Genomic DNA, 22,370 nt, shown 5'->3' with positions numbered 1-22,370 from the left:
AGAAATGACTTGTTCGCCGCTGGCGCTCGCAACGGCTGTTCCTCAGCCGAACTGCCGCAGATATTGGGCCTGTTTCTCAAGCCGTGTGGCAAGTTCGGAAATGCTCATATTTGTCGCGCATAAATGGATCGCGCATTCCAGAAATTGCAGCGACGAGCGCCTGAGAAAGTCCTGCTGCTGCTCATACGCAATTCTGGAGATGCGATCAGATTTGCCGGGTTTGTCGGTCATCGTCTGTCCCTCGGATTGAATGTCTGGTCCGCCTAACCGGGGGAGCGCAATTGTTTCGAAAAAAATCCCCTTTTGCTTCCCGGTCTTTGCGGAACATTGCCCTAGCAAAGTGGTTGGGGAGCGTTGAAACCCAACCGGAGGCAATCATGACCAATAATTCTCCAAGAGACGGCGCTCCCGGCACCACAGACCAATCACCGCGCTGGGAGGGGCCGAAGGAAAGCCGACCCAGAGGCTACATGAAACCCACCGACGACCCCGAGCACGATCGGGACGCTGTGGGTGAAAACCTCAAGAACCCACGGAAGAAGCGTGTTTCCGATGCGATGAAAACTCGCGACGACCAATAGGCCAGCGGTTTATCCGCTGCCACCCAACGACAGGAGGAATAAATGTCCACCTCGACGAAAACACCGGCAAGCATCCGGCAGGGCGGGCCGGGCTCTTCGCATGAAAACGCAAAGGCGCCCCTGGAGATCAAGAAACCTGCGGCAGACAATGACAAGCGTTCGAAGAGCAGGGTTTCCGGCGGAGGGGGTGAACGTGACAGCCACCACACCCATGACCCCGAACGGAAATAATGATCGGCCGGGAGAAGAACGATGAAAAAGGCAAAAAGAAAAAGAAGTGGTCACAGAAGGTGACGAGGGAAAGCGATGCGCTCGATCTTGAGAAGGAGGTGTTCACCAAGGACGATCCCTCGCAGATCGCACGGTCGCTGAAAGCCTCGGCGGAACAATCTTCCAGGCGCAAGACCAGCCCCTTCCGGTCGGCAATGTCGATGCTGGTGTTTTACATCAACCGTGCTGGCCGGACGTTGCCCGGAAAACGCAGGGAAGTGCTGGAAGATGCGAAGGATGCGCTGCGCAAGGAATTCGGCAAATCGCGATAGACGCATGTACGCTTGCCTTTCGCCCCTATTGCTCGACGCCAAGCCGGGCTCGGGGCCGTTCCGTAAAAAATCGCTCCTCACGAAATATTAAATCTCGGAACTCCCGTGGCGCGGCATGGTTGGTCTAGGGCGGGCCACAAGGCGCGCAAGTGAAAAATCACCATATGAAGGAGTGACATATCATGCCAAATCAAGGTGGTACGCACGAACAGCACGTGAAGGCCGGCCAGCAGAGCCACAAGAACAGCGACAAGCGTTCGCAGTCCGCATCGGCCTCCAATAATGGCGACAATGGCAAGACCCGCGGTGGCACACATGAGCAACATGTGAAGGCGGGTCAGCAGAGCCACAAAAACTCCTAACGCTGACAAACTGGGAATCCCCGCGCGCGTCGTGGGGATTTCCTTGTTTTATTCAAAAGCTGACCCGTGATAACCGGCAGCCATATCAGCTGCCCGACGCGGCAGAGACATGGCGGAGCAATCATCTCTGCGCGCCGCCAACCCTTGCGCTGAGGCGTTCGTCGATTGCGTTCATTCGCTCGATTTCGATCCGCTGGCCGCGGGAAATTTCCGAACAGAGCGCCATCAGTTCCGGGTCAGTGATCGCCGCTTTCCGGCACATGAGAATGGCGCCGGAATGATGGGGAACCATCGAAGCAATGAATTGCCGGTCGCCGATCAGGGTCTGGCTACGCGTCCCGGTGAAGGCCGCCACGAAGAGGAGGGCGAGACCGGCATGGAGAAAAAGGTTCAACCGCTTGTTCGGATACATCCCGCCCATCGTCGCGAGCATGAGGATGCCCATCGGCGCAACCATGGTCAGCGCCATGTAGACCATGTTGAGATTGTTCCGGAAGTCGCCCCAGCCATCGATCATGGAGAACATGACGAGGTACATGACCACCAGGCTGAGGACCATGTTAAGGGCGAAAGCCGCATAGGGATGGCTGGCGGTGTGGGCTTTCCTTTGACGAGGGGTGCCGTGATCGTCGTCCATCTGGTGCTCCCGTTGCCGTGCAGCGACTTGCCCGGGGAGGATTGCAGCCCTCACCGGTGAAGATCTAATCGGCGGGGACTGTCAAAACAGCCCCCGGGGCCATCGGTTTAATTCGGCTGCACGCCGGACTGGCTGTGGGTGCCGCCGGGACGGGAGATCGCCGCCAATGCCTCACCCACGCCGTTGCCGTCGGTTTCCACGGCAACATCGCCGAGGGACAGGATTCCCACCAGCTGCTTGTTGCGGTCGAGGACGGGAATACGGCGGATCTGCTGATCGCCGAGATTGCCGCAGACATCTTCCACATCCTCGTCATCGAAGCAATATTTCACTTCTCTGGACATGATGTCGCTCGCTTTTGTGTCCGGACCTTTGCCTTCGGCAACCGCGCGAATTGCGATATCGCGGTCGGTCAGCATTCCTACCAGTTTTCCTTCCTTGCCGACCGGCAGCACACCGGCATCGATTTCCGCCATGATGCGGGCTGCTTCCTGAATGGTTTCTTCCGCATTCACGACACGCACATCATGCGTCATGACTTCCTGGACTTTCATCGCGGTAACTCCTTCTGACGGTAAATCCTTGCTGCACACCCGCTTAGTGCTGGGCGTGCTGCTCATTGCGCTTGCGGGTGGCGGCGGCCTTTTTGGCGGAAGCGGATCGCTCTGCCTTCGGTCTTGCAGCAGCGGCCTCGCCACCTTTGCGGCCACCCTTTTCGGAAGAGGCGTGGTTCTCGGCATGACCGCGACCGGAGCCGGATTTCTTGCCGCCGCCGCTTTCCTTGTTCACGGTGGCCCAGGCACGCCGCTCGGCCTCTTTCTCGCCAACGCCGCGATCCTCATATCCTTCTTCGATATGCTCGGCCTTGCGCTTCTGTTTGTCCGTATAGGAAGACTTGTCGCCACGGGGCATCGTGCTTCTCCTCTTGGTTGAAGCGCCCCTAACTACAGTGGTCAAACGATGTTCCCGAAGATGTGAGATCGGTTTTTCATGTTCTGCGTCCCTCCGCTTGTAAATGGAAGGCTGCGATGCGCGCCCGTATTTTCGTTTTTAACGGCTCTACCCAACCTGAATATGCTTACTGGATCTGGCTCCGGGGAGCCCGAGCGCCTGCTGGAAATAGCTGCGAAATGCGAGCATCGCAGGTGTCAAGGTCGACCCCGTCCGCCAGGCAAGACCGATGTCCATCGCCGGTATTTGCTCTTGAATGTTGATGGTCTCGATACGCCGGCCCTCGAGCGACCAGGGCCGATGAACCATGTCCGATAAAATGGCGATACCCTGGTTGTTGGCAACCATCGATCGCACGGCTTCGACCGAAGACGTGCGGAGAATCACGTTCGGCTGATAAGGTGTCCCGCTCCAATATCTCAAGGCGGACTGCGCCGCTTCATCGACCGTGAGCATGATATAGGGTTCTCTGGATACGTCCTGTAAGCTCACGATTGTATGCTGTAGCAGGTGATGCTGCGCCGACACCCACAATCGTCGGGCCGAACTCATCAGCGTTTCTGTCGTCAGCAGCGGATTTACGATGTTCGATGTCAGCAAAACCGACATGTCATAGCGGTTCGTCAGCAAACCTTCCTCGATGGCATCACGGTTCATTTCATAAAGCTGCACGCGAATCTTCGGGAACAGCCTGCGCATGCGTTCGATGTGCAGCGGCAGAAAATAGCCGATGACCGTGTAGGTGGCCGCGACGACCAGTTCGCCTTCAATGTCGCTGTTGATGAAGTTGAGATGCATTGCCTCGTCAATCTTGGACAATATCTCATAGGCGTGAGAAAGGAATTCGCGTCCGGGCGGCGTCAATTCCATCCCCTGGCTCGTGCGATTGAACAACGGCACGCCGACGATCTGCTCAAGATCCTTGACAGCGGCCGTGATCGCCGATTGCGAAATGTTCTGGTTTATCGCGGCCTGTGAAACCTGACCGAATTCCGCTGTGGCGACGAAATATCGAAGTTGCCGGATGCTGAGTGCCATAGGCGCAAATTTCCCTGATTTTCCAAATGTTGCATTGCAAAAGCAAATAATGCGGAGCAATAAAGCGCCATATCTGAGTACAATTTTTGTGCGATTATCATAAGTCTTTGTTTATTATTGATAATTTTTGTTCGTGTTCGAGGCTTAACTATCTAAAATACAGATAATAGAGCGCAAAAGAATCTATTTTTCAAGAGCTGAAATGGCACTTACGCTGACGCTCACAATCAGGGACTGGCGAGCGCAAATAAGATGCATGCGCCCCGCGCAAGGGAGAACACGTTGAAAGCGACTGTCGATATCAACTGCGATATGGGGGAGGCTTTTGGCCGTTGGCGGATCGGTGATACCACCGACGCCCACCTCATTGCACATATCAGTTCCGCCAATATCGCCGCCGGCTTTCATGCGGGGGACCCGAACCTCATCGACGATACGGTCAGGCTTTCCAATCAGCATGGGGTAGCGATCGGCGCCCATCCCGGTTTCAACGATCTTCAGGGGTTCGGCCGCCGCAAGATTGCCGGCAGCAACAAGGAAATTGTCAACGACATCGTCTACCAGGTTGGGGCGTTGCGAGAGTTTTGCCGCCGGCATGGCACCAGTATCCAGCATGTCAAGCCTCATGGCGCGCTCTACATGGAACTTGCCGCGAATATCGACCTCTCCATAGGTTTCATCGAATATATGCGGGCAGCAGCCCCCACCGTGCCGGTCCTGTGCATGGGGGTATCGGCTACTTATCGGGTAGCGAAGACACTCGGTCATCCGGTGGTCCGGGAATTTTATGCTGACCGGGACTATGATGACACTGGCTCGATCGTTTTTACCCGCGATGTCGGACGGCCGGATCCGAAGGCCATTGCGAGAAAGGTTGTACGTGCCTGCGCAGAAGGCAAGGTGCGATCGGTGAATGGCAACGACGTTGGCATCGAATTCGAGTCGATCTGCTTCCATTCCGACACGCTCGGAGCCTTGGAAATCGTCGGAGAAATGCGTGAGGCGTTGACTGCGGAGGGGATTCTCATCGCTCCACCGTCGCATCAGCAGCAATATCAATAAAAAGGGAACGTCATGAGCAAGATCGAGATCAGAGCACCGCTTCCGGGCACTTTTTACCGCGCATCGTCTCCGGACGTTCCGGCATTCAAGACTGATGGCCAGGATGTCACAGATGCGGACATTATCGGCGTCATCGAAGTCATGAAGACGTTTCATGAAGTGCCTGCCGGCGTCACCGGAAAAAACATTGTTTTCCTGGCGGAAAACGAAGAACCGGTCATGGCGGGCCAGGTCATTGCGGAGGTCGAGGGATGAGCATTCAATCCGTCCTGATCGCAAACCGCGGGGAGATTGCGGTTCGCATCATCAAAGCGGCCAGGGAGCTGGGCATCCGCACCGTTCAGGTCCATAGCGCCGCCGATGCCGATATGCTCGCAGTCAGGCTCGCAGACGAAGCCGTCGATATCGGTCCGCCTGCGCCAAAGAAATCCTATCTCAACATCGAGGCTGTCATTGCAGCGGCAAAAGCCGCCGGTGTGGACGCGGTGCATCCCGGTTATGGGTTCCTTTCGGAGAATGGTGCTTTCGCCGACGCGGTGGTCGCTGCGGGCATGGTGTTCGTCGGGCCGAGCGGTGACGCTATTCGTCTGCTTGGCGACAAGGTCGCCGCCCGCGAAGTGGCCGCTAAGGCTGGCGTGCCAACGGTGCCCGGTAGCGGCGGCCGTGTCCTCGATCTTGCGCAGGCTCACGAGATCGCCGAACGCACCGGGTTCCCGTTGATGATCAAGGCGGCTGCCGGCGGCGGCGGTCGAGGCATCCGTATCGTTGACAGCCTTGCCGAACTCGACAAGCAGTTCCCGCTCGCCTCAGCGGAGGCTGCGGCTGCCTTCGGCGACGGTGGGCTGTATATCGAGAAGGTCATAACGAAGGCACGCCACGTGGAGGTCCAGATCTTTGGCGACGGCGAAAATTTCGTTCATTTTTACGAGCGCGAATGCTCCCTGCAGCGCCGCCGCCAGAAGGTCTGGGAAGAGGCCCCAGCTTTCCAGCTGCCGCCGGCGGTCCGTCAGAAGCTTTGCGAAAGTGCGGTCGCGCTTGCCCGCGAGGTTCGCTACAAGGGCGCAGGCACGGTCGAATACCTCTATGACGACGAGACCCATGAATTCTATTTCATCGAAGTGAATACGCGTATTCAGGTCGAGCATCCCGTTACCGAGATGATCACCGGTTTCGATCTCGTCCAGGAGATGCTGAAGGTTGCCGGCGGCGCTGCCCTGTCGGTCGCTCAAAGCGATATCCACCCCCGCGGGCATGCCATCGAATGCCGCATCAATGCCGAGGATCCGTTCAACGGGTTTGCGCCTGCGCCCGGAACCGTCCGCAAGCTTACCGTTCCCACGGGAGAGGGCATCCGCTTCGATACGATGCTGTACGAAGGTTATGCGATCCCGCCATTTTATGACTCATTGCTCGGCAAGCTGATCGTGTGGGGCGAAACCCGTGGCGAATGCCTGGAGCGGCTTCGCCAAACGCTTGAAACCCTGACCATCGATGGTCTCGCCACGACGATCCCATTGCATCAGGCGCTCGCCGATGCCGGCGCCGTTGAGGAAGGGGCATTCCATACGCGTTTCCTTGAAGGTTGGCTGGAAACGGATTTCGTCCGGGATCAGCCTAAGTCGGAGGTGGCCTGATGCCAGCGCGCTATTCATTCGGAGGCGACGAACATCTGTTCGTCGAATGCAGCGATGAGATGTCGCTGGAAGCTTTCTTCAAGAGCCTGTCGATGGCGACGGGCGTGCGTGAAAGCCAGATCAAGGGCGTAACCGAAATCTGCCCTGCCAACGCCTCTTTCCAGGTCAAGTTCAACCCGGACATCATCAAGCCGGACGACATTCTCAAGGAGGTCCAGCGGATCGAGGGTGCGGCCGATATGGCTGAGCCGGTGATCAAGACCCGGATCGTCGAAATTCCTGTCTTCTACAGCGATCCCTGGACTCACGAGACGCTGATGCGCTTCCGCGAACGTCATCAGGAGCCGGAAGGCACCGATCTCGATTATGCGGCAAAGATTAACGGTTATGCCGATGTCGAAAGCTTCATCGGCGCCCACCACGGTTCACCCTGGTTCGTTTCGATGGTCGGCTTCGTTGCGGGCCTGCCGTTCATGTATCAGATGGTCGAGCGTCAGCGGCAGATCGAGGTGCCGAAATATCTGCGGCCGCGAACCGATACGCCGCGCTTGACTGTCGGACACGGCGGCTGTTTCGGCGCCATCTATTCGGTACGCGGCGCCGGCGGCTACCAGATGTTCGGGATAACGCCCATGCCGATCTTCGACGCCAGCCAGACGACCAGTTATCTTCGCGATTTCATGGTGTTCTTCCGCCCGGGCGATATCGTCAAGTTCAAGCCCATCGGCCGCGACGAATACGACCGCACCGTCGAGGAAGTCGACAAGGGGCACTTCACGCCGCAGAGCCGCGAAGTAAATTTCGATCTTCGCGAATTCCAGAACGACATCGACGGTTATAACAGGACGCTGGAGGATATGCTCCATGGCCATTAAAGTTCTTCATCACGGCGTCGCCACCAGCGTCCAGGATCTCGGTCGCCCGGGTTATTTTCATCTCGGCATCCCGATGGGAGGAGCCATGGACCGCTACGCCATGCGGGCGGCAAATATTCTGGTCGGCAACGATGAAGGTGCAGCCGGTCTCGAGGCGGTCTTCATGGGTCCGAAACTTGAATTCATGCGGGACGCTCTGGTCGCCGTGACCGGCGCCGACATGCCGGCCAAGGTCGATGGCGAGGCGGTTCCGGGCTGGTCGGCTTTCAAGGTCAAGGCCGGGCAGGTTCTCTCCTTCGATTTTCTGAAATCCGGTGCGCGCATCTGCATCGCGGTGGCTGGCGGCATCGATGTTCCCGTTGCGCTCGGCAGCCGTTCGACCTATCCGATCGGCGCGCTCGGCGGCTACAAGGGCAGGGCGCTTGCGATCGGCGACGAACTGCCCCTCGGCGAGGGTTCGTTTGCCACCGAAGGCCGCGCAGTCGGTGAGGATTTGCGCCGCAAGCCCGGCACCCCCGTTGAATTGCGGGTGCTGCCGGGACTTTACTGGGACCGGCTGACCGATGCTGCCAAGCAGAACTTCTTTGCCGATACCTGGAAAGTGGCGCCGGAGGCGGACCGCATGGGGTATCGTTTCAAAGGCGGCCGAAAAATCGAGTTCGTAGAACGCAAGCAGTCGTTCGGCGCGGGGTCCGACCCCTCCAACATCGTCGACAGCTGCTATCCCTACGGTTCGATCCAGATACCGAGCGGCACGGAGCCGATCATCTTGCATCGCGATGCGGTTTCCGGCGGCGGCTATTTCATGGTCGGCACGGTCATCTCCGCCGATATGGATCTGATCGGACAATTGCAGCCACATACGCCGACGCGTTTCGTTGAAGTGACGATGGAAGAGGCGCTGGCGGCACGAAAGGTGAGGCGTGCGCTCCTGGAGCGGCTCCGGACAAGCTTCAGCTAAGATTAACGCATACCAAAAAAGGGGGAATAACAATGCCTAATAAACTGGGAATGTATCTTGCTGCCTGCACGGCAGTCGTCATGGGGCTCGCTGGCACAGCAAATGCCGAAAGCTGGTATCCTTATCCCGCCCAGAAGATCGAGCCGCCTTTCGCCGCGGACGGCAAGCCGGCCGATGTCGAGTACACGCCTTTGCCAAAGGCTGAACAGCCTTGGAAAATCTGCGTCTCCTTTCCCCATATGAAGGATGCCTATTGGCTCGGGGTCGACTACGGCGTCGTCGAGCAGGCCAAGGACCTTGGCGTCAAACTCAACGTCGTCGAGGCCGGCGGTTATACCGAGCTGGCCAAGCAAATCTCCCAAATCGAGGACTGTGTCGCCAGCGGGGCGCAGGCCGTCGTTATCGGGGCCATCTCGTTCGATGGTCTCAACAATCTCGTCGCCGAGATCACCAAGAAGGGCGTGCCGGTGGTCGATGTCATCAACGGCATCTCATCGCCTAATGTCACCGCCAAATCGCTCGTATCGTTTTATACGATGGGTTACGAGACCGGTTCCTATCTTGCCAAGAAGCATCCTGCCGGCAGCCCACCGGTCAAGGTCGGCTGGTTTCCGGGACCGGCCGGCGCCGGCTGGGTGGAGGCGGCCAACGAGGGCTTTCAGGAAGCCGTGAAGGGATCGTCGCTCAAAATCCTCGATCCGAAGTTCGGCGATACGGGCAAGGAGGTGCAGCTCAAGCTGGTCGAGGACGTGCTGCAGGCCGAGCCGGATGTGAAATATATCGCCGGCACGGCGGTAACAGCCGAAGCCGCTCAGGGGCTGATCCGCGAACGCGGTCTTAAAGGTCAGGTCGAGCTTCTGTCCTTCTACATGACCCCTGGCGTCTATGACGGCATCAAGCGGGGCCTGATCACCGCTTCTCCGGCCGACTCGATGGTCATCCAGGGGCGCATTGCGGTCGACCAGGCTGTGAGAGCGCTGGAGAAGAAAGATTTCGTCAAACACGTGGGCCCGAAAATCTTCGTGCTCGACGGCAGCAATGTCGGTTCCGTCAAGAAGGACGCCATTCTCCCTCCCAATGATTTCAAGCCCGTGTTCAGCGTGAACTGAGGCTGAAATCACTGAAACGCGCTCCGGCAAATCCTTGCCGGAGCGGGACATGGAGAATTTGTCATGCAGAGCGCAACCACACCGCTCGTCGAGATGACGCATGTCTGCCGTACATTCCCCGGCGTGACGGCTCTCGATGACGTCAATTTCCAACTTATGCCCGGCGAGGTGCATGTCCTCTTCGGTGAGAACGGCGCCGGAAAATCGACGCTGATTTCCATTCTGTCCGGCGTCTATCCGCAAAGTTCGGGAACGGTCCGGCTGAACGGGGAAGACGTTGCATTCGCCTCCGTGGCAGAGGCCAAGGCGAAAGGCGTATCGGCGGTGTTCCAGGAGTTTTCGCTGGTGCCGACACTCAGCGTCGCCAAGAACATCTTTCTCGGTGCGGAGCCGATGATCGGACCTTTCATAGACCGCCGGCGCATGGAGCGCGAGGCGAAGAAACTGTTTTCCGATCTTGGTTTCCACATCGACGTGCGGGCTTCCGTCGTGTCCCTGTCGCGTGCCGAACAGCAGATGACGGAGATCGCCAAAGCGATCCATTCCAACGCCCGCGTGCTGATTCTCGACGAACCGACCGCTTCGCTCACCGAACGTGAGACTGAAACGCTGTTCCGCATTATTCGGGAGGCAAAGGTAAGAGGGGTCGGCATCGTTTACATCTCTCACCGTATCCAGGAGTTCTCGATCATTGCGGATCGTGTCACGGTCCTGCGTGACGGCAAGCTGATCGGTACGGTCGGCATGCAGTATACGACCCCCGAAAAGCTGGTCGAGATGATGACGGGTCGTGCCATCGGCCAGATCTACCCGGCGATCACGCGGGCGGCGGAGCCGGAAACGCTTCTGTCCATTCGCGGACTTCACGCCACCGGCGTCGACGGGGTCGATATCGACATCCGCGCCGGCGAAGTGCTGGGCGTCGCCGGTCTGGTGGGCAGCGGCAAATCGCGTTCCTTCAGGGCAGCCCTTGGGCTTTCACCTGTCAGGTCCGGAAACGTCGTTGTGAACGGCAAGGATATGACAGGATCGCCGACCCGGCGTTTGCTGCGCGAGGGGGTTTTCTACCTGCCGCCGGACCGCAAGAACGAAGGGCTGATGCTGAGCGCCACGGCGCGCAACAACATCAATCTCGGCCTGCTGTTCCGTGACGAAATCTCCACACCGACCGGCATTTCCAGCCGGCGGCAAAATCTCCTGTCGTCCGAGATAGGCCGTAAGGTCGATCTTACCGATGCGTTCATGGCGCGGCCAGTCGCCAACCTGTCCGGCGGCAACCAGCAGAAGGCGCTGTTCGGCAAGGGTTTTGGCGGGGACTACAAAATCTACATCTTCGACGAGCCGACCGTCGGCGTCGACATGGGTACGCGTGCCGCTCTCTACAGGCTGATCAAGGAACTGGCGGAGGCCGGCAAGGCGGTCGTGGTGATCTCATCCGATCTGCCCGAAGCGATGAATCTCGCACATCGGCTCGTGGTCTTTGCCAATGGCCGGATCAGCGCCGAATTGAGCGGTGCGGACATAAACGAAAACAACGTGCTCCAAGCATTCTTCAATACAGAAGGGGAAGCCGCATGACCGGCAGGACTGAAATGCTTAACCACACCGAAGCCGGTCGCGGATTGACGCCTGCGCATATCATCCGGCAGCTCTTTCTGCGCTCCGGCGTGCTGCCTTTCTTCCTGGTCATCGCGATCATCGTCTTTTCGCTGGCTTCCGCGCAGTTCCTGACGGTCCAGAACCTCACCAACGTCGCCCGCCAGTCGGTCTATCTGGTACTGGTTTCGCTCGGCCAGATGCTGGTGCTGATCACCGGCGGTTTCGACCTGTCGGTCGGCACCGCGATTGCGTTGACCTCCGTGGTGTCAGCCTCGGCCATGGTGGCTGCGGCAACCGTTTTTCCCGACAGTGTCTGGCTGATCATTTCGCTTGGGCTTGCCGCAGGCTTCGGTGTCGCTCTCGCAGTCGGGCTGGTCAACGGCCTCGGTATCTCGGTGTTCGGTGTGTCGCCCTTCATCATGACGCTCGGTGTGCAATCCGTCGGTGCCGGCACGGCGCTGTTCCTGACCGGCGGTGTTCCGATCGGCAACCTACCGTTCGAATTTGGTGATTTCTTCGGCTTCGGCCGCATTGCGGGGGTTCCCGTACCCGTCATGATCGCGCTCGTTGCGATCGTCGTCATGTGGGTGATGATGAACCGCCTGAGGATAGGCGCGCAGATTTATGCGGTCGGCGGGAATATCAAGGCGGCGCATCTGTCGGGCATCAATACGGGCCGAACACTCTTCATCGCTTACGTGGTCTGTTCGCTCCTCGCCTCGCTTGCCGGCATCCTGCTGACGGCGCGTGTTGAAAGCGGTGAAACAAACCTCGGCGGCACCATCGGTCTGGAATCGATCGCGGCCTGCGTTATCGCCGGCGTGTCTCTGCGTGGCGGTATCGGTCGCGTCGAAAACGTCGTGCTCGGCGCCTTCTTCATCGTGCTCGTGCAGAATGGCATGAATGTGATGCAGATCGGCTCCTACATGCAGATGGTTCTTCTCGGCAGCCTTCTGATCCTGGCGGTGATCATCGATCAGCTCCGCTACCGAATGCTGCTGTCTCGCCGCTGATCTTCGCGACGTGGGAGGGGATGTCATGAAAACCGCTCAAGGCTCCTGGGAAAAATTCGACGACTACGTCGTAGACTTTGCACTCGAGGCGGCAACGGCCGGAAAGAGGTTCGCGCTCGTCACGCTGGTGCGCATCGAGGGCGCCTCTCCCCGCGCGCTTGGCGCGCAGATGGCGGTTACCGAGGATGGTGAATGGGTTGGCTATCTCTCCGGCGGTTGCCTTGAACGTACCATCGTGACTGAGGCGATCAATACAATAGAGGCGGGGCGCAGCCGCAGGCTCCGTTTCGGCGAGGGTTCGCCCTATTTCGATATTCAGCTGCCCTGCGGCAGCGCCCTCGAACTCTATTTCGATGTAGAGCAGGGCCGGCAGGATCTGGAAACCGTTCAGGCGGCTTTGGCTGAACGTCACGAGGCGGTTCTGGCTTTCGAGGACAGGGACGAGAAAACCGCATCCGATATTTGCTTCCGTATCGGTTACCTGCCGCGCAGGCGTCTGATCGTGCTCGGAACCGGTCCCGTCGCGGTTCTCCTCTGTCGGCTGGCGTCAGCCGCGGGCTTCGAGGTCGAGCTGTTCACGAATGACGAGCCCACCCTGATTTTCGGCCGCGAGGCTGGGGCTGCAGGCGCGTTGCTATCGAGTCCGAGGCGGCTGCCCGATTTGCGGATCGATAGACGTAGCGCCGTGGCATTCCTGTTTCATGACCACGACTGGGAAGAGGAATTGCTGCCGGTCGTACTCGGCAGCGACGCATTCTATATCGGCGCAATCGGCAGCCGCAAGACCCATGACCGGCGCGTTCAAAACCTTAAGGAACGTGGATTGGCTGACGCCGCAATCGCCCGTATCCACGGGCCGGCCGGCATATTCGGCGGGTCGAAGAGCGCTGCGGACATTGCCCTGTCCATTCTCTCCCAGATCGTGCAGCTCGACCCTCATGGCCGGGACGACCGGCTCGATGAGGTTCCCCGCGACGCCGCTCGCCGGACTGCCCGTCTCCCCGTCATTTCCGCCTATCAAGGACCAACGCCATGAAGCCTCCCGCAAAACGTCAGCTTCACATCCCGTCGACGCTTGCCGAAGCGCTCGGCATGCGGGAGCGTTTGGGGCCGTCTGCCGAATATTTCGCCGGCGGAACGTGGATCATGCGCGCCGACCTGCGTCAGGAGTTTGATGACCGTCATTACATCGCCATCGGCGGACTGGAAGGAACTGGCGGGCGTTGCCGTGAGTGAAAGCGAGGTCACGATCGGCTCGGCCGTAACGCATGGCGCGCTTGCCGATGCCATAAAGGGAATGCCGGCTCTCGCAGCCCTGTCGGGCGCGGCGGCAAAATCGGCAAACCCGGCAATCCGCCAGATGGCGACAATCGGCGGCAATCTCTGTACGCGCGCTTTCGCAGCCGCCGATCTGGCGCCTGCGCTCCTGTGTCTCGAGGCTGACGTGGAACTTGCCCTCGGCGCCGAGATCGTCCGCATGCCGTTGGCGCAGTTTCTTGCCGAGCGGGACACCTTCGCGGGAATTCTCCTTGGCATCGTCGTGCCGCAGCAACAGCGCCATTCGGCACATGCTCGACTGCCTTTGAAGCAAGCGGGAGATTACCCGGTGGCGATCGTCAGCGCGTCGATCTCGCTCGACCCGGACGGTCGTATCGCGGAGGCAGTCATCGCTGTCGGTTCCGTCGAGCAGACCGCACGGCGCTGGCCGGGCCTCGAAGCGCAACTTGCAGGTCGCCGGCTGAACGCAAGCGAGATTGCGGCGATGTCGGTAAAACATATCGACGAGTTTTCGGGACGTGACGGCGTCGAGGCGCCGGGATGGTATCGGGTGAAGGTACTGCCCGAACTCGTTCGCCGAGCCTTTGCGGACCTGGACCTGCTTGCCGATACGTGTGGAGGCTGAGATGACACTGACCCTAACCATCAATGGCGAAGACCGATTGTTCCACGGCGATCCGATGACACCGCTCGTCGATGTGCTACGCGAAAGCGCTCTGCTTACCGGCGCCAAAGCCGTGTGTCGGGAAGGTTTCTGCGGCGCCTGCACGGTTCATATCGATGGCATCCCGACCCCGTCCTGTCTCAAGCCGGCGGGGCTCGCCGTCGGCTGCGACATCACCTCGATCGAGGGGCTCGGCATCGACGACGAAGGGATGACCCCGTTGCAACTGGCTCTCGAAGACCATGACGTCGTGCAGTGCGGCATGTGTTTTCCAGGCATGGTGATGACCCTGACCCCGTTCCTGCGTGACAACCCTAACCCGACGCGGGAGGCGGTGAAGCACGCGCTGGTCGGCAATATCTGTCGCTGTACCGGCTATGAGCGGATTATCGATGCAGTTCTTGCCATGGGTTCCGCCGGGGAGATTTCCGCATGAACGAGCAGATCGAGCGCTCCACCGTGATGAATCTTGCGCGCCGGGATGCGCGCGACAAGCTGCGCGGGCTTACACAATATACGATCGACCACGTCAGGCCGGGCACGCTGCATGCCTTCCTGCTACGGTCCGAAGTCTCCAGTGCTCGCATTTTGCGCATCGATACGTCGCAAGCCCGCAAGATGCCGGGCGTGCGCGCCATCGCGACCGCTGAGGATGCGCCGGGTTTTTTCGGCATCGGTATTGCTGACCACCCGTTGTTTGCCAGAGAGGTCATCCGCTACGACGGCGAGCCGGTTGCGGCGATCGCGGCCGAGACGCTGGAGCAGGCGAAGGCGGCGGCGGCGGCCATCGAGCTCGAACTCGCCCCAATGCCTGCTCTGTTGACCATGGCCGAAGCGCTTCGCGAAGGCGCGCCGCTGATCCATGAGGACTGGAAGAACTACGAGGTCCTGCTTGAAGGTGCCGCCCGTGGCGGCAATGTCGCCTGGGAGGCGAAGGTGCTGCGCGGGGATACAGATGCCGCCTTCGCCAGGCCGGATGTGACGATCGTCGACAGTTGCTTCACCGTCGGGCGTCAGAACCATGTGTCCTTCGAGCCGCGCGCCGTCGTCGCCACCTTCGAGGATGGACGTTACCATATAAAGACATCGACACAGGTGCCGTGGACGGTGCGCAATATGACGGCAAAGGCGCTCGGTGTCCCGGCCTCGCAGATCCGTGTCACGGTTCCGCCGGTGGGTGGCGCTTTCGGCCTCAAATTCGACTGCTCGCTGGAGCCCTTCGCCGCAATCCTGGCGCGCAAGACCGGTCGTCCGGTCGCTCTCATCAATTCGCGGCGCGAGGAAATGCTGACCTGCCTGTGCCGGGAGAATGCCGAAATACGCATTCGTTCGGCCGTCACCCCTGAAGGCGAGATTGTCGGCCGCGAAGCGACGGTTCTGATGGATTGCGGCGCCTATGGCGGCGAGCAGATATTTCTCACCACCATGACGGCGCATACGCTGGGCGGCAATTACAAGCTGGGGTCGGTGCGGCTTTCGAGCCGCGCGGTCTATACCAATACCGCGCCCAACGGCGCATTCCGGGCCTGCAACGGGGTCTACAATACGTTTGCGCTGGAGCGGCACACCGACGAGATCTGCGAAGCCATCGGCATGCATCCGATGGAGTTCCGCCGCCGCAACGTTCTCGGCGATGGCGATCTCGGTTCGACCGGCCAGGTTTTCGAAGGCGAGGTGCTGCGGCCGATGCTTGAGAAGATGGACAGGCTTCGCGGGGCGTCGCCGCAGCCCGAACGTCATGGTGACCGGCGGCTTTTCGGCCGGGCGACGACGGTCGGGACCTGGTTCATCTTCGTCGGCCCTTCCGCCGCCACCGTCAATCTGAATGCAGACGGTAGCGCGACGCTGATCACCTCCGGGGTGGAGATCGGCTCCGGCACCATGACGCAGTCGCTGCCGCAGATCGTTGCGGCGCAGCTCGGCATCTCGCCGCAGGAGGTGATCGTCAAGGGGGCCGATACCGATGCCGCCGGCTTCGATCTCGGTGTCGGCGGCGGTCGTACCACTGTGTCTATCGGCGCGGCCAGCACGGCGGCATCGCAGGAGGTCCGTCGCAAGGTACTCGCCGCGGCCAGTGAGCTGCTCCAGACCGGTGTCGAGGAGCTTACGCTCGGAAACGGGCGTGTGGAAATCCAGGGAAAGAAGGGTTCGGGCATGACGATCGCCGCGGTCGCATCCCATGTCCAGAAGACCGAGGGGCCCGTATCCGGCTCCGGCGCATTCACCAATCCGGGTGTCGATGCCATGGCCGGTTGCGCCATGGGGCATTTCATCGACGCGATCGACATCCCGGTTTTCGCCGTGCACGATTGCGAGGTCGCCGTCGATCCGGATACCGGCCATGTGGAAGTGCTGAGTTATCGCGTCGTGCAGGATGTCGGCCGGGCGCTCAATCCGAGGGCGATCTACAGCCAGATACAGGGCGGCGTGGTGCAGGGCATGGGATATGCGCTGCATGAAGACATGTCGGTCGGGCCGGATGGACGCATATTGCAGAGCGGTTTCGAAACCTACCGTCTGCCGCTCGCGCTCGACGTCGTTCCCGTCGAGATCGTGTTGCACGAAGGGGCGCCGTCGATCGGGCCGCTCGGCACGAAGGGGGCCGGCGAGGTGCCGATCCTCAACGTCGGAGCGACAATCGCCTGCGCCGTATCAAGGGCAATCGACAAGCCGGTCCATTCCCTGCCGCTGACGCCGCCGCGTGTCCTCGACCTGATTATCAACGAGGCGAAGCCTCTGGACCTGCCGCATATCAGCCGCATGTGGTCGGACAACACCATCGGCAATACCCGTTAACGAGGACCGGAGGAGGAGGTCCGCATGACAGGGGCGTCAGAAGGTCGGCGGTGTGTTGATCCACAAGAGGATGGTCTCGCCCTCATGGCGGTTACGCCAGGAGTGCGCGCGCCGGCTTTCGAAATAGAGAGAATCCCCAGGGCCGAGGTCGAAGAACTGGTCGGCATCGAGGACCACTTCGAGATGGCCGGAGATGACATGCATGAACTCCTCGCCATCGTGCCGGTAGGCGCCTTCGCTGGTTGCACCGGGCGCCAGCACGAAACGGTGGCAGTCCATCATGCGCCCCCTTCGGCAAGCAGTTGCACGGTCACACCCGGCGTCGTCTGCGGCCAGGTGCGCCATCCACCAGACTTCACCAGGGTCGGCACGGTTTCCGGGACTTCTCCGGAAAGCCGCGACACGGTCGTCCCGTAGTATTCGGCGAGGTCATGCAGCGTCTTGAAGCTGACCCCCTGCGAGGTGCGTTCCAGGCTCGACAGCGTCGAAGCCGTGATACCGATGTCGTCGCCGACCTGCTCGAGCGTTCGCCCCAGACCGTGCCGCAGACTGCGCAGCCGCCGGCCGAGTTCGAACGGCGCATCGGTTTCCAGGGAAGGTTCGTCCTGTTCCAGCGCATCGCGGATGGCGGCCGCGTTCAGTCCGCGCTCGGACCGCAACCAGGAAATCTTCTTCAGGCGCACGAGATCGTCGGCGGAATATTGCCGTTGCCCGGTGCCGGTGCGTTCCGGCACGAGCAGCCCCTGCTGCTCCCACAATCGCAGGGTCGAGGCCGATACCCCGGCAAGTCGAGCGGCCTCCGTAACTCGATAGCGAACCGGATCGTTGTTGCTCATCGGCAAAGACATCTGTCCCCGTGGGGGCTGGTCCCTGTGACTGCCCGCATGTTGTCATTCCATTCAAAGTACGCCGGTTTAACCGGATTCATGCGTTGGGCTTCAGCTCTTCGGTCTTGCCCAACTTTGTTAAACCCCGCGGAGACATGCCTTAGCAGAAAATATCCGACGGCACGAGAAAATCCGCTTGATTTCCTACAGCATAAATGTAGGAAATATCAAAAATACCTTACAGCATAAATGTAAGAAATTTTCTGGCGAACAATCGAGGAGCACGATCCATGGGTGCAATATCGCTGACCGACCGTAAGAACGCCGCCATTTCCCGCGGTGTTGGTATGACGACACAGATTTATGCCGAGCGTGCGGAGAACGCCGAAATCTGGGACAAGGACGGACGGCGCTATATAGATTTCGCCGCAGGCATCGCGGTTCTCAATACCGGCCACCGCCACCCGCGTGTCATCGAGGCGGTGAAGGCGCAGCTCGACCGGTTCACCCATACCTGCCACCAGGTCGTGCCCTACGAGAACTACGTGCAACTCGCCGAGCGCCTGAATGACGCGACGCCCGGCGATTTCGCCAAGAAAACGATATTCGTGACGACCGGCGCAGAAGCCGTCGAGAACGCCGTCAAGATCGCCCGCTCCGCCACCGGCCGCTCCGCAGTGATCGCCTTCGGCGGCGGCTTTCACGGGCGCACCTTTATGGGCATGGCCCTGACCGGCAAAGTGATTCCCTACAAGGTCGGTTTCGGCGCCATGCCCGGCGATGTCTTCCATGTGCCGTTTCCGATCGAGCTGCACGGTGTTTCGATTGAGCAGTCGATTGCGGCCGTCAACAAGCTGTTTGCCGCCGATGTCGATCCGAAACGGGTTGCGGCGATCATTATCGAGCCCGTTCAGGGCGAGGGTGGGTTCTATCCCGCGCCGGCGGCGTTGATGCGGGCTTTGCGCGACCTTTGCGACCTTCATGGCATCCTGTTGATCGCCGACGAGGTGCAGACCGGCTTTGCTCGGACCGGCAAGATGTTCGCCATGGATCACCATGACGTCGCGCCCGACCTGATGACCATGGCCAAGAGCCTCGCGGGCGGCTTTCCGCTGGCGGCCGTCACCGGCCGCGCCGAAATCATGGACGCGCCGGCGCCGGGAGGTCTGGGCGGCACCTATGGCGGCAGCCCGATCGGCATCGCTGCCGCCCATGCCGTCCTCGATGTCATCGAGGAGGAGCAACTATGCGAGCGCGCAGACCAGTTGGGGGCGTCTGAAGCAGCGGCTGGAAGCCTTGCGCGACAGCGTGCCGGAAATCGTCGATATTCGCGGTCCCGGCTTCATGAATGCCGTCGAATTCAACGATCGGACGACGAAATTGCCGAGCGCGGATTTCGCCAATCGGGTCCGTCTCGCTGCCCTGGAGCGCGGTCTGATCCTGCTGACCTGCGGCCTGCACGGGAATGTCATCCGCTTCCTGGCGCCGATCACCATTCAGGATAGCGTTTTCAGCGAGGCGCTCGATATTCTCGAAACCTCCATCCTCGCCGTTTCTGGCGGCCACTGAGCAATTCCGGAGTACAGGACCATGGCATTTACATCGGCTTTGGCGCGGCATGTGGATCTTTCTTCCCCCTATTTGATGGACAAAGGCTATATCGGCGGCGAATGGACCGGCGGGCAGGCGACAAAAACATTCGACGTGCTCAATCCGGCGACCGGCGAAGTGATCGCTTCCCTGCCTGACATGGGGGCGGCGGATACGCGCGCTGCCATCGATGCCGCACATTCGGCCCAACCCGCCTGGGCTGCACGCCCGGCGAAAGAGAGAGCAGCCATCCTGCGCAAATGGTACGAACTGATGGTCGAGAACGCCGATCAGCTTGCCGCCATTCTCACCGCCGAAATGGGCAAGCCATTGGCCGAGGCTCGCGGCGAAATCGTTTATGCCGCCTCCTATGTGGAATGGTTTTCCGAGGAGGCCAAGCGCATTTACGGCGAGACGATTCCCGGCCCTGCCAGTGACCGGCGCCTGCTGGTCATCCGCCAACCGGTCGGCGTCGTCGGCACGATCACGCCCTGGAACTTTCCCGCCGCGATGATTGCCCGCAAAGTGGCGCCCGCGCTTGCCGTCGGCTGCGCGGTCGTGTCCAAACCTGCCGAACAGACGCCGTTGTCGGCCCTGGCGCTGGGCAAGCTCGCCGAGCAGGCCGGCGTACCGGCCGGTGTTTTCAACATCATCGTCGGCGAAGACGGGCCGGCGATCGGCAAGGAGATTTGCGGCAACGACAAGGTGCGCAAGGTCAGTTTCACCGGCTCGACCGAGGTCGGCCGCATCTTGATGCGCCAATGCGCCGACCAGATCAAGAAGGTCAGCCTGGAATTGGGTGGCAACGCCCCGCTGATCGTGTTCGACGACGCCGACCTTGACGCGGCCGTGGAAGGCGCCATCGCTTCGAAATACCGTAATGCCGGTCAGACTTGCGTTTGCGCCAATCGCATCTATGTGCAGTCCGGGGTTTATGACGCGTTCGCATCGAAACTGGCTGCCAAGGTGAAAGCAATGGCTGTCGGAGACGGGTTCGAAAAGGGCGTCGTGATCGGGCCGCTGATTGATGAACAGGCGATCGCCAAGGTCGAAGAACACATCGAAGATGCCCTTTCCAAGGGTGCCAGGGTCGTGACGGGCGGCAAGCGCCGTGATGGAACGGGTACGTTCTTCACGCCGACCGTGCTGACCGGCGTGGATAGCAGCATGAAGCTGGCGCGGGAGGAAACTTTCGGGCCAGTTGCCCCGCTGTTCCGCTTCGAAGATGTGGATGACGTCATTCGTCAGTCCAACGACACCGAGTTCGGACTTGCCGCTTATTTCTTTTCCTCGGACATCGGAAAGATCTGGCGCGTTGCGGAAGCTCTTGAATATGGCATGGTCGGCGTCAATACCGGCCTCATCTCGACCGAGACCGCGCCGTTCGGAGGCGTCAAGCAATCGGGTCTTGGACGTGAGGGGTCCAGGCACGGCGTCGAGGACTATCTTGAAATGAAATATATCTGCATGGGCGGTCTTTAACGGAGGACCTATGCCACTCGTGGCAAAACCTTTCCACAGGACGGGCGTATATAGAGGCTTGCGGTGGCACTCTCATAGTGCGCGAGCCTCGATGAAATTTCTGAGGTGGGTAGACGGAGCCGGCCTTCCGTCATCCTGAGAGGAGATATTGTGAAACCGATCGTCGGAATAGTCCTGCTGGCGGCCGGTATGGCGCGGCGCATGGGATCGGACAGAAACCACAAGCTATTGGCGGAGTTCGATGGAGTGCCGCTCGTTCGCCGCTCGGCTTTCACTGCGGTGGATAGCGATGCCGCTTCGGTAACGGTTGTCGTCGGTCACCGCCAAAACGATATTCGCAGAGCGCTGGCCGGTCTGCCTGTGGCTATCGTTGCCAATCCAGACTATGCGACCGGGATTGCAAGCTCATTGAGGGTTGGAATTGCGGCTTTAGAGGCGAATGATGTCGACGGCGCCCTGGTCATGCTTGCCGATATGCCTGGGGTGACTGCGGCAGTTCTCAACCGGCTGATCGCAGCCTTTCGAAATGCTGATGGCCTGTCCGTCATCCGCGCAGTCGCACGCGGCAAGAATGGAAACCCCGTTATCCTGCCCCGTTCTCTATACGCGGCCATCTATCAGCTGGAGGGAGATGTCGGCGCCCGCCACCTTATCCAGAGTTCAGGACTCTCGGTGATTGATGTGGAGATCGGCGATGCAGCCGAGATGGACATAGATACACCCGAAGCAGTCAGAGCCGCCGGAGGCATTCCAGAGGATGATCTGGGATGATTTGACCTGACGGCTTCCTTGAACTTTTCCGACGAACCGAGCGCGCGGCCACCCGAACTTCAGGCTTCGACAGCTTCGCTGACATCATCCAGAAGAAAGTGCACGTTCACATAGCGCGTCGTGTATTTCTGACCGCTATCGGAGACGCTTTCGATGCTGCCGCCGTCGGAGGGGTGCCATTTCTGGTAATGGGGGTTGTTGGCGATCAGTGTAATCGCTTTGTCAGAGAACCTGCCGTTCAGCCGGTAGCGGGCCTCTGCGAGATGCCAGATTTTTTCAAAATCCTGCTGGCTGATCCGGGCTTTCAAGGCCTTTCTGGATATTGTTTTTCCGGGCGAACCATCATCATGCGCCGCCGATGGAATATGTAGGTCAACCTCTTCTGCACCGTCCAGCAGAAACGCAAATTCGTCTGGCCACATCCGTCTCACGTATCGCTCCTCCCAAAGCTTACCGTCCTACAGCGCCATCATGATAGCGCCTCCGCCGCGAGAGGCAATGGTGGATATGCACCTGTGTTTCCCTCGCGGGCCCTCAATCGATGTCGCGAGTGCGAATGCCCGGAACTTGAAATTGGTCGGAAGATCGTGCTTGTTCA

Annotated in this window: 25 protein-coding genes and 2 pseudogenes; 20 read left to right on the top strand and 7 right to left on the bottom strand. The window is 59.9% G+C overall.

Translation table 11 applies throughout. The annotated features are described in order from the left end of the window. Positions 1 to 42: 42 nt before the first annotated feature. Positions 43 to 231 (bottom strand): hypothetical protein, encoded by a 189-nt coding sequence (locus tag O3W47_RS02615; protein ID WP_080820199.1) that lies wholly within the window; start codon positions 229 to 231, stop codon positions 43 to 45. A gap of 146 nt (positions 232 to 377) precedes the next feature. Here O3W47_RS02615 and O3W47_RS02610 point away from each other — a divergent pair, with 146 nt between their 5' ends. The 4 genes from O3W47_RS02610 (at position 378) to O3W47_RS02595 (ending at position 1,485) form a co-directional block, all read left to right on the top strand. After that, positions 378 to 581 carry a hypothetical protein gene (locus O3W47_RS02610; RefSeq protein ID WP_269312885.1) on the top strand — a complete coding sequence of 68 codons (204 nt, stop codon included), beginning with the start codon at positions 378 to 380 and terminating at the stop codon, positions 579 to 581. Positions 582 to 623: 42 nt separating this feature from the next. Beyond that, entirely contained in the window at positions 624 to 812 is a 189-nt protein-coding gene (locus O3W47_RS02605) for a hypothetical protein (protein ID WP_078051594.1), read from the top strand. Next, complete coding sequence (locus O3W47_RS02600; protein ID WP_269312884.1) at positions 812 to 1,123, top strand: DUF3175 domain-containing protein; 312 nt, start codon at positions 812 to 814, stop codon at positions 1,121 to 1,123. The genes O3W47_RS02605 and O3W47_RS02600 overlap by 1 nt, the downstream gene beginning before the upstream one ends. A 182-nt stretch (positions 1,124 to 1,305) precedes the next feature. Then, the gene (locus O3W47_RS02595; RefSeq protein WP_080820202.1) at positions 1,306 to 1,485 is read left to right on the top strand and encodes a hypothetical protein; all 180 of its coding nucleotides are present in this window, start codon (positions 1,306 to 1,308) and stop codon (positions 1,483 to 1,485) included. Positions 1,486 to 1,606: 121 nt separating this feature from the next. On the opposite strand, the gene O3W47_RS02590 is transcribed toward O3W47_RS02595, so the two are convergent. From O3W47_RS02590 to O3W47_RS02575, 4 genes are all read right to left on the bottom strand, one after another. After that, positions 1,607 to 2,122, bottom strand: coding sequence for a DUF305 domain-containing protein (locus O3W47_RS02590; protein WP_269312883.1), 516 nt, complete (start codon positions 2,120 to 2,122; stop codon positions 1,607 to 1,609). A 107-nt stretch (positions 2,123 to 2,229) separates the two neighbouring features. Further along, positions 2,230 to 2,676 (bottom strand): CBS domain-containing protein, encoded by a 447-nt coding sequence (locus tag O3W47_RS02585; RefSeq protein ID WP_269312882.1) that lies wholly within the window; start codon positions 2,674 to 2,676, stop codon positions 2,230 to 2,232. Positions 2,677 to 2,719: 43 nt separating this feature from the next. Beyond that, positions 2,720 to 3,034 (bottom strand): plasmid stabilization protein, encoded by a 315-nt coding sequence (locus O3W47_RS02580; protein WP_137454431.1) that lies wholly within the window; start codon positions 3,032 to 3,034, stop codon positions 2,720 to 2,722. 147 nt (positions 3,035 to 3,181) lie between these two features. After that, a complete protein-coding gene (locus O3W47_RS02575; RefSeq protein ID WP_174023044.1) occupies positions 3,182 to 4,111 on the bottom strand; it encodes a LysR family transcriptional regulator in 930 nt (309 codons plus the stop codon). Positions 4,112 to 4,393: 282 nt separating this feature from the next. Here O3W47_RS02575 and O3W47_RS02570 point away from each other — a divergent pair, with 282 nt between their 5' ends. The 13 genes from O3W47_RS02570 to O3W47_RS02510 all read left to right on the top strand — a co-directional run bounded on the left by O3W47_RS02570 (position 4,394) and on the right by O3W47_RS02510 (position 17,102). Then, a complete protein-coding gene (locus tag O3W47_RS02570) occupies positions 4,394 to 5,173 on the top strand; it encodes a 5-oxoprolinase subunit PxpA (protein WP_137454429.1) in 780 nt (259 codons plus the stop codon). Between the two features lie 12 nt (positions 5,174 to 5,185). After that, complete coding sequence (locus tag O3W47_RS02565; RefSeq protein ID WP_137454428.1) at positions 5,186 to 5,428, top strand: acetyl-CoA carboxylase; 243 nt, start codon at positions 5,186 to 5,188, stop codon at positions 5,426 to 5,428. Next, positions 5,425 to 6,807 carry an acetyl-CoA carboxylase biotin carboxylase subunit gene (locus tag O3W47_RS02560; RefSeq protein ID WP_269312881.1) on the top strand — a complete coding sequence of 461 codons (1,383 nt, stop codon included), beginning with the start codon at positions 5,425 to 5,427 and terminating at the stop codon, positions 6,805 to 6,807. Before O3W47_RS02565 ends, O3W47_RS02560 begins: the two co-directional genes overlap by 4 nt. After that, positions 6,807 to 7,682 (top strand): 5-oxoprolinase subunit B family protein, encoded by an 876-nt coding sequence (locus O3W47_RS02555; protein ID WP_137454426.1) that lies wholly within the window; start codon positions 6,807 to 6,809, stop codon positions 7,680 to 7,682. Before O3W47_RS02560 ends, O3W47_RS02555 begins: the two co-directional genes overlap by 1 nt. Continuing rightward, positions 7,672 to 8,643 (top strand): biotin-dependent carboxyltransferase family protein, encoded by a 972-nt coding sequence (locus O3W47_RS02550; protein WP_269312880.1) that lies wholly within the window; start codon positions 7,672 to 7,674, stop codon positions 8,641 to 8,643. The genes O3W47_RS02555 and O3W47_RS02550 overlap by 11 nt, the downstream gene beginning before the upstream one ends. 32 nt (positions 8,644 to 8,675) lie before the next feature. Then, positions 8,676 to 9,752, top strand: a complete 1,077-nt coding sequence (torT, locus tag O3W47_RS02545; protein ID WP_269312879.1) for a TMAO reductase system periplasmic protein TorT — start codon at positions 8,676 to 8,678, stop codon at positions 9,750 to 9,752. Positions 9,753 to 9,815: 63 nt separating this feature from the next. After that, entirely contained in the window at positions 9,816 to 11,330 is a 1,515-nt protein-coding gene (locus O3W47_RS02540) for a sugar ABC transporter ATP-binding protein (RefSeq protein WP_269312878.1), read from the top strand. Positions 11,331 to 11,344: 14 nt separating this feature from the next. After that, on the top strand, positions 11,345 to 12,364 hold the full coding sequence (locus O3W47_RS02535) for an ABC transporter permease (RefSeq protein WP_269313702.1): 1,020 nt from the start codon (positions 11,345 to 11,347) through the stop codon (positions 12,362 to 12,364). A gap of 25 nt (positions 12,365 to 12,389) precedes the next feature. Continuing rightward, positions 12,390 to 13,400 (top strand): XdhC family protein, encoded by a 1,011-nt coding sequence (locus tag O3W47_RS02530; protein ID WP_269312877.1) that lies wholly within the window; start codon positions 12,390 to 12,392, stop codon positions 13,398 to 13,400. Continuing rightward, complete coding sequence (locus O3W47_RS02525) at positions 13,397 to 13,600, top strand: hypothetical protein (RefSeq protein WP_269312876.1); 204 nt, start codon at positions 13,397 to 13,399, stop codon at positions 13,598 to 13,600. Before O3W47_RS02530 ends, O3W47_RS02525 begins: the two co-directional genes overlap by 4 nt. Beyond that, positions 13,539 to 14,267, top strand: coding sequence for an FAD binding domain-containing protein (locus tag O3W47_RS02520; protein WP_269312875.1), 729 nt, complete (start codon positions 13,539 to 13,541; stop codon positions 14,265 to 14,267). Before O3W47_RS02525 ends, O3W47_RS02520 begins: the two co-directional genes overlap by 62 nt. 1 nt (position 14,268) lies before the next feature. Continuing rightward, complete coding sequence (locus O3W47_RS02515; protein WP_174023034.1) at positions 14,269 to 14,742, top strand: (2Fe-2S)-binding protein; 474 nt, start codon at positions 14,269 to 14,271, stop codon at positions 14,740 to 14,742. Further along, positions 14,739 to 17,102 carry a xanthine dehydrogenase family protein molybdopterin-binding subunit gene (locus tag O3W47_RS02510; RefSeq protein WP_269312874.1) on the top strand — a complete coding sequence of 788 codons (2,364 nt, stop codon included), beginning with the start codon at positions 14,739 to 14,741 and terminating at the stop codon, positions 17,100 to 17,102. Before O3W47_RS02515 ends, O3W47_RS02510 begins: the two co-directional genes overlap by 4 nt. A gap of 36 nt (positions 17,103 to 17,138) precedes the next feature. Here O3W47_RS02510 and O3W47_RS02505 read toward each other — a convergent pair. Then, positions 17,139 to 17,938, bottom strand: a pseudogene (locus O3W47_RS02505) (MerR family transcriptional regulator). Between the two features lie 281 nt (positions 17,939 to 18,219). On the opposite strand from O3W47_RS02505, the pseudogene O3W47_RS02500 reads away from it, so the two are divergent. From O3W47_RS02500 to O3W47_RS02490, 3 genes and pseudogenes are all read left to right on the top strand, one after another. After that, positions 18,220 to 19,498 (top strand): annotated as a pseudogene (locus tag O3W47_RS02500) (4-aminobutyrate--2-oxoglutarate transaminase). Between the two features lie 21 nt (positions 19,499 to 19,519). Next, on the top strand, positions 19,520 to 21,001 hold the full coding sequence (locus O3W47_RS02495) for an NAD-dependent succinate-semialdehyde dehydrogenase (RefSeq protein WP_137454417.1): 1,482 nt from the start codon (positions 19,520 to 19,522) through the stop codon (positions 20,999 to 21,001). 150 nt (positions 21,002 to 21,151) lie between these two features. After that, positions 21,152 to 21,772, top strand: a complete 621-nt coding sequence (locus O3W47_RS02490) for a nucleotidyltransferase family protein (protein WP_137454416.1) — start codon at positions 21,152 to 21,154, stop codon at positions 21,770 to 21,772. A gap of 59 nt (positions 21,773 to 21,831) precedes the next feature. On the opposite strand, the gene O3W47_RS02485 is transcribed toward O3W47_RS02490, so the two are convergent. Then, positions 21,832 to 22,194, bottom strand: coding sequence for a hypothetical protein (locus tag O3W47_RS02485; RefSeq protein ID WP_137005948.1), 363 nt, complete (start codon positions 22,192 to 22,194; stop codon positions 21,832 to 21,834). Positions 22,195 to 22,370 lie beyond the last annotated feature (176 nt).

Origin of the sequence: Agrobacterium sp. LMR679, from assembly GCF_027157905.1 — a bacterium.
In the GTDB taxonomy this organism is placed as follows: Bacteria; Pseudomonadota; Alphaproteobacteria; order Rhizobiales; family Rhizobiaceae; genus Agrobacterium; species Agrobacterium leguminum.
This window is presented reverse-complemented; position numbering and strand designations above follow the sequence as displayed.